The organism is Streptomyces sp. NPDC050997, assembly GCF_040660135.1.
Classification (GTDB): domain Bacteria; phylum Actinomycetota; class Actinomycetes; order Streptomycetales; family Streptomycetaceae; genus Streptomyces.
The window spans coordinates 150,402-156,666 of record NZ_JBFAGK010000023.1; the positions used below are offsets into that span (position 1 = coordinate 150,402).

General features: G+C 71.1%; 6 protein-coding genes. 1 reads left to right on the plus strand and 5 read right to left on the minus strand.

What is annotated here, in order from left to right; genetic code table 11:
- Positions 1-8: 8 nt before the first annotated feature.
- From AB0H86_RS36830 to nth, 3 genes are all read right to left on the minus strand, one after another.
- The gene (locus AB0H86_RS36830; RefSeq protein WP_362449152.1) at positions 9-1,208 is read right to left on the minus strand and encodes a MarP family serine protease; all 1,200 of its coding nucleotides are present in this window, start codon (positions 1,206-1,208) and stop codon (positions 9-11) included.
- Positions 1,209-1,256: 48 nt separating this feature from the next.
- Positions 1,257-1,952 (minus strand): CoA pyrophosphatase, encoded by a 696-nt coding sequence (locus AB0H86_RS36835; RefSeq protein WP_362449154.1) that lies wholly within the window; start codon positions 1,950-1,952, stop codon positions 1,257-1,259.
- An 88-nt stretch (positions 1,953-2,040) separates the two neighbouring features.
- Positions 2,041-3,159 (minus strand): endonuclease III, encoded by a 1,119-nt coding sequence (nth, locus tag AB0H86_RS36840; RefSeq protein WP_362449171.1) that lies wholly within the window; start codon positions 3,157-3,159, stop codon positions 2,041-2,043.
- A 276-nt stretch (positions 3,160-3,435) separates the two neighbouring features.
- Between nth and AB0H86_RS36845 the strand changes: the two genes are divergently transcribed.
- Complete coding sequence (locus AB0H86_RS36845) at positions 3,436-4,110, plus strand: Crp/Fnr family transcriptional regulator (protein ID WP_356765753.1); 675 nt, start codon at positions 3,436-3,438, stop codon at positions 4,108-4,110.
- A gap of 73 nt (positions 4,111-4,183) precedes the next feature.
- Here AB0H86_RS36845 and AB0H86_RS36850 read toward each other — a convergent pair whose 3' ends face one another.
- Both AB0H86_RS36850 and AB0H86_RS36855 read right to left on the minus strand, forming a co-directional pair.
- Entirely contained in the window at positions 4,184-5,014 is an 831-nt protein-coding gene (locus AB0H86_RS36850) for an MBL fold metallo-hydrolase (protein WP_362449156.1), read from the minus strand.
- A complete protein-coding gene (locus AB0H86_RS36855; RefSeq protein WP_362449158.1) occupies positions 5,011-5,892 on the minus strand; it encodes an NUDIX hydrolase in 882 nt (293 codons plus the stop codon). Before AB0H86_RS36855 ends, AB0H86_RS36850 begins: the two co-directional genes overlap by 4 nt.
- Positions 5,893-6,265: the final 373 nt, after the last annotated feature.

Genomic DNA, 6,265 nt, shown 5'->3' on the forward strand with positions numbered 1-6,265 from the left:
CTCCGGTCTCAGAGTGCGCAGCTGTCGCTGTCCACCTGCTGGTTCGCGGTGCGCCCCTTGACGATGTCCTGCTGGATCTCGTCGGCGGTGAGCGCGTAGCCGGTCTCGGCGCTGTCGAGGGACTTCGCGAAGACCACGCCGTACACCTTCCCTTCGGGGGTGAGCAGCGGGCCGCCCGAGTTGCCCTGGCGGACGGTCGCGAAGAGGGAGTAGACATCGCGGCGGACGGTGCCGCGGTGGTAGATGTCCGGGCCGTTGGCCTCTATGCGTCCGCGCACGCGCGCGGCCCGAACGTCGTACGACCCGTTCTCCGGGAAGCCCGCCACGATCGCGCCGTCCCCGCGGGTCGCGTCCTGCGAGGTGAACTTCAGCGCGGGCGCGCTCAGGTCCGGTACGTCGAGTACGGCGATGTCGCGCTCCCAGTCGTACAGGACGACCGTGGCGTCGTACTTCCTGCCCTCGCCGCCTATCTGGACGGTGGGCTCGTCGACGCCTCCGACCACGTGCGCGTTGGTCATGACGCGGCGGTCGCCGAAGACGAAACCGGTGCCCTCCAGGACCTTGCCGCAGCTCTGGGCGGTGCCCATGACCTTCACGATGGAGCGCTGGGCGCGGGTGGCGACCGCGCTGTTCGCGAGGGCCGGGTCGGGCGGCTGGACGTCGGTGATCTGCTCGTCCGAGAACGGGCTGAAGACCTGCGGGAAGCCGTTCTGCGCGAGGACGGAGGAGAAGTCCGCGAACCAGGTGTCCGCCCGGTCGGGCAGCGCCCGGGCGACCCCGAGGAGCACCTTGGAGTCGCGGACCTCCTTGCCGAGTGTCGGCAGGGTGGTGCCGGCGAGGGCGGAGCCGATCAGCCAGGCGACCAGCAGCATCGCGACCACGTTGACCAGGACGCCGCCGGTGGCGTCCAGGGCGCGGGCCGGGGACCAGGTGATGTACCGGCGCAGTTTGTTGCCGAGGTGAGTGGTCAGGGCCTGGCCGACGGAGGCACAGACGATGACGACGACGACGGCGACGACGGCGGCTGTGGTGCCGACCTCGGCGTTGTCGGTCAGCGCGTCCCAGATGACGGGCAGCAGGTAGACCGCGACGAGACCGCCGCCCAGGAACCCGATCACCGACAGGATGCCGACGACGAAACCCTGGCGATAGCCGACGATCGCGAACCACACGGCGGCGACCAGCAACAGGATGTCCAGCACATTCACCGGTTCGAGCCTCGCCTCGTCACTTTGCACAGCACGGCAGACACCCTGTCATGCGTGCCAGTCGAGAGGGACCTGCTTCTCCGGGTCCCAGGGGCGCTCCCAGCCCGAGTAGTGGAGCAGACGGTCGATGATCCCGGCGGTGAAGCCCCACACCAGGGCCGATTCGACCAGAAATGCCGGACCCGCGTGCCCTCTGGGGTGAACGGCCGTGGCGCGGTTGCCGGCGTCCGTGAGATCCGCCACGGGGACGGTGAAAACCCTCGCCGTCTCGTTCGGGTCGACTACTCCCACCGGGGACGGCTCGCGCCACCAGCCCAGTACGGGCGTCACGACGAAGCCGCTGACCGGGATGTACACGCTGGGCAGCACGCCGAAGAGCTGGACGCCGGCCGGATCGAGCCCCGTCTCCTCCTCGGCCTCGCGCAGGGCGGCCCTGAGGGGCCCGTCGCCCTTCGGATCGCCGTCCTCCGGATCCAGCGCGCCTCCGGGGAAGGACGGCTGTCCGGCGTGTGACCGCAGCGAGCTCGCCCGCTCCATGAGGAGCAGCTCGGGCCCGCGCTCACCCTCGCCGAACAGGATCAGGACGGCGGACTGCCGCCCCGCGCCGTCCGCGGGCGGCAGGAAGCGGCTGAGCTGCAGGGGCTCGACCGTCTCCACGGCGTGCACCACCGGAGCGAGCCAGCCCGGCAGGCCTTCCTTGCTGACCGTCACCGGACCGCCCCGCGTATTGCTCGCGCGCGTCATCGCCACCCCCGTCGTCCTGCCCGGTCCAACGCCCCACGGTCCCCGGATCGTTCCTGGGAACGTGCACAAGGGTGGATCCGGAGCCGTGTCATCCGGCCCCCAGTGGCGGCGCGGGTTTCCCACCGGCGTCCAGATAGGCCTGCGGGGGCTTCAAGCGCTGGCCCGGGAAGCCGCCCTTCTCGTACTTGAGCAGCTTCCTGGCCTTCTCCGGGTCCGTCTCGCCCTCGCCGTACGCCGGGCAGAGCGGCGCGATGGGGCAGGCGCCGCAGGCGGGCTTGCGGGCGTGGCAGATGCGGCGGCCGTGGAAGATCACGTGGTGCGACAGCATCGTCCACTCGCTCTTGGGGAAGAGCGCGCCGACGGCGGCCTCGATCTTGTCGGGGTCGGTCTCGGCGGTCCACTGCCAGCGCCGCACCAGCCGCTGGAAGTGCGTGTCCACGGTCACGCCAGGCCGCCCGAAGGCGTTACCGAGCACGACGAAGGCGGTCTTGCGGCCCACGCCGGGCAGCTTGACGAGGTCTTCGAGCCGCCCGGGGACCTCTCCCCCGAAGTCCTCCACGAGGGCCTTGGACAGCCCTATGACCGATCTGGTCTTGGCCCGGAAGAAGCCGGTGGGCCTCAGGATCTCCTCGACCTCTTCCGGGTTGGCCGCGGCCAGCTCCTCCGGCGTGGGGTACTTGGCGAAGAGGGCGGGAGTCGTCTGATTGACCCTCAGGTCGGTGGTCTGGGCGGACAGGACCGTGGCGACGATCAGCTGGAAGGGGTTCTCGAAGTCCAGCTCCGGGTGGGCGTACGGATAGACCTCGGCGAGTTCGCGGTTGATCCGGCGGGCACGGCGGACGAGAGCGGTGCGCGACTCGCCACTCGGCGGCTCGGCCGCGACGGTCTTCACCCGGGCCGCCTTCTTGACCGAGACGGCGGCCTTCTCGGGCGCGACAACCGCCTTCTTCAAAGAGGCACCCTGCTTCAGCGGGGCGGCCTTCTTCGCCAGAGCCCCCTTCTTCGCCGGAGCCCTCCTCTTCGCCGGAGCAGCCCGCTTCGCCGGGACGACCTTCTCCGCCTCGTCGGCCTTCTCCGCCTCGGCGGCCTTCTCCACGTCCGTGACCTTCTCCGCCGGGGAAGTCTTCTTGGAAGTCGCCTTCTTCACCGGAGCCTTCTTTGTCGCTTTTGCCTTTTCCTTACCGCCGCCGGAGCCCTGTTCGCCCACAGCGGAATCTCGATGCCCCACCACCCGTACAGCCCCCTTGGCCTGTGCTCTCACCGGCGATTTGGACACCCGGCCAGCCTAGAGCCCGGCACTGACATCCGCCCCGGACCTGGAAGATCGGCCCCCAATTGGACCCCTGCCGCATACCCCGGCACACCTGTGCGGCATCCTTGTGACAGATCACACTGTTTGGACCGTCCGGCAAAATGGGGAACACGGACCCCTGGTAGACAGGGGGAGCAAGATCCCCTGAGCAGGTCGACAAGGAGAGAACTCGTGGACGATGTTCTGCGGCGCAACCCGCTCTTCGCGGCTCTCGACGACGAGCAGGCCGCCGAGCTCCGCGCCTCCATGAGTGAGGTGACCCTCGCGCGCGGTGACTCGCTCTTCCACGAAGGCGACCCCGGAGACCGCCTCTATGTCGTCACCGAGGGCAAGGTCAAACTTCACCGCACCTCCCCCGACGGCCGCGAGAACATGCTGGCCGTGGTCGGCCCCGGTGAGCTCATCGGCGAACTGTCCCTCTTCGACCCCGGCCCACGCACGGCGACCGCCACCGCGCTGACCGAGGTCAAGCTGCTCGGCCTCGGCCACGGCGACCTCCAGCCCTGGCTGAACGTGCGCCCCGAGGTGGCCGGCGCACTCCTGCGCGCCGTGGCCCGCCGCCTGCGCCGCACCAACGACGCGATGTCCGATTTGGTCTTCTCGGACGTCCCCGGCCGTGTCGCTCGCGCACTGCTCGATCTCTCCCGCCGCTTCGGCGTGCAGTCCGAGGAGGGCATCCACGTCGTCCACGACCTCACGCAGGAGGAGCTGGCCCAGCTGGTCGGCGCGTCCCGAGAGACCGTGAACAAGGCACTGGCCGACTTCGCGGGCCGCGGCTGGCTCCGCCTGGAGGCACGGGCCGTGATCCTGCTGGACGTGGAGCGACTCGCCAAGCGCTCGCGCTGACACCGCCCCTGACCGTACGTCGATGAGGTCCCGTCTCCCAGCGAGACGGGACCTCATCGACGTGCTCGTCTCCTCAGATGAGCCCGTGCTCCTCCAGGTACTCCAGCTGTGCCCGTACCGACAGCTCGGCCGCCGGCCACAGGGACCGGTCCACGTCGGCGTACACGTGGGCAACCACCTCGGCAGGGGCCCCGTAGCCATCCTCCACGGCCGTCTCGACCTGGGCGAGGCGGTGGGCACGGTGGGCGAGATAGAACTCGACGGCACCCTGGGCGTCCTCCAGGACCGGCCCATGCCCCGGAAGCACCGTGTGCACCCCGTCGTCGACCGTGAGGGACCTGAGCCGCCGCAGCGAGTCCAGGTAGTCCCCGAGACGGCCGTCAGGATGCGCCACGACAGTCGTACCGCGCCCCAGGACGGTGTCGCCGGTCAGGACCGCTTGGTCGGCCGGGAGATGGAAGCACAGGGAGTCCGCGGTGTGCCCGGGTGTCCCTACGACCCTCAGCTCCAGACCGCCGACCTCGACCACGTCCCCGGCGCCCAGCCCCTCGTCCCCCAGCCGCAGCGCCGGGTCCAGGGCCCGCACCTTCGTGCCGGTCAGCTCGGCGAAGAGGGCGGCTCCCTCGGCGTGGTCCGGGTGGCCGTGGGTGAGGAGGGTGAAGGCGATCCGCTTGCCGGCCTTCTCGGCCACGTCTACGACGGCGCGCAGGTGTCCCTCGTCCAGCGGCCCGGGGTCGACCACCACGGCCAGCTCGGAGCCGGGCTCGGACAGGACCCAGGTGTTCGTCCCGTCCAGGGTCATGGCGGAGGCGTTGGGCGCGAGGACGTTGACGGCCCGCGGGGTGGCGGTGCCCGAGAGGACCCCGCCCCGTGGCTGGCCGGGAAGTGCTGCTGCGTCCGTCATGCGGGGGCTCCACCGGTCGGCAGGTCGGTCGGGATGTGCTTGGTGAACTCGTCGTGCCCCGGCCAGGAGAGCACGATCTCGCCGTCCGCGAGGCGCGCCTGGGCCAGCACGGGCGTCAGGTCGCGCTCGGGCGCCGCGACGAGCGCCTCGGCGGCCGTGGCGTACGGCGTCAGCTGGCGCAGGGTCGCGATGGTGGGCGGCATCATCAGCAGCTCGCCCTTGTCGTACGACGCCGCCGCCTCGGCCGGTCGGATCCACACCGTACGGTCCGCTTCCGTGGAGGCGTTCCGGGTGCGCTGGCCCTCGGGGAGCGCGGCCACGAAGAACCAGGTGTCGTAGCGGCGGGGTTCGAACTCCGGGGTGATCCAGCGGGTCCAGGCACCCAGCAGGTCCGAGCGGAGGACCAGGCCGCGGCGCTCCAGGAACTCCGCGAAGGAGAGGTCCCGGGCGACCAGGGCGGCACGGTCGGCCTCCCAGTCGGGGCCCGTGGTGTCGCCGACCACGCAGTCGCGGGCCGGGCCGGCGAGCAGGACGCCCGCCTCCTCGTACGTCTCCCGTACGGCCGCGCAGACGATCGCCTGGGCCTCGGCCTCCGCCACGCCCAGCCTGTCCGCCCACCACGCGCGCGTGGGGCCCGCCCAGCGGACGTGGTGGTCGTCGTCGCGGGGATCCACACCGCCGCCCGGGTACGCGTACGCGCCGCCCGCGAAGGCCATGGAGGCCCGTCTGCGCAGCATGTGGACCGCGGGGCCGGTCTCCGCGTCCTTCAGGAGCATCACCGTGGCCGCGCGCCTGGGGGTGACCGGGGCGAGCGTGCCGTCCGCGAGAGCGCGGATGAGGTCAGGCCAGTCCCGGGGATACCACTGCCCGTTTGCCATGGGCGGAGGCTATCTCGTGACGCGCGGATGTTCGAGAGCGGAACGCTGCGCTGCGCTGACGCCGCTTTTCCAGGCACCCCGCGCTGGTGCGAGCGCCCTGGGGGCTCCGCCCCCAGACCCCCGTTCTCGCCCAGCACACCCACCCGACTCGGTGGGACAAGAAGCGGACCTTGCCCTGTGGGCTGCCGCCCCCAGACCCCCGCCGTCGGAGGCCCCCGCGAGTGCACGGAGATCAGAACGGCCGACCGCCGGACCGATGTCGCAGTGGTGGCCGCACCCGCCCACGGCGGCAAGGGGACGGGACGGGGGTGTCCGCCCGCAGCGTCTGGCGCGTCAACACCGCCCACTCACCAAGAAACCGATTCCGCGCCAG

Coding starts and splice junctions, on each gene's coding strand:
- AB0H86_RS36850 (WP_362449156.1), bottom strand. CDS start 5,014: ATGACGGACGCAGCAGCACTTCCCGGCCAGCCACGGGGCGGGGTCCTC.
- AB0H86_RS36835 (WP_362449154.1), bottom strand. CDS start 1,952: ATGACGCGCGCGAGCAATACGCGGGGCGGTCCGGTGACGGTCAGCAAG.
- AB0H86_RS36855 (WP_362449158.1), bottom strand. CDS start 5,892: ATGGCAAACGGGCAGTGGTATCCCCGGGACTGGCCTGACCTCATCCGC.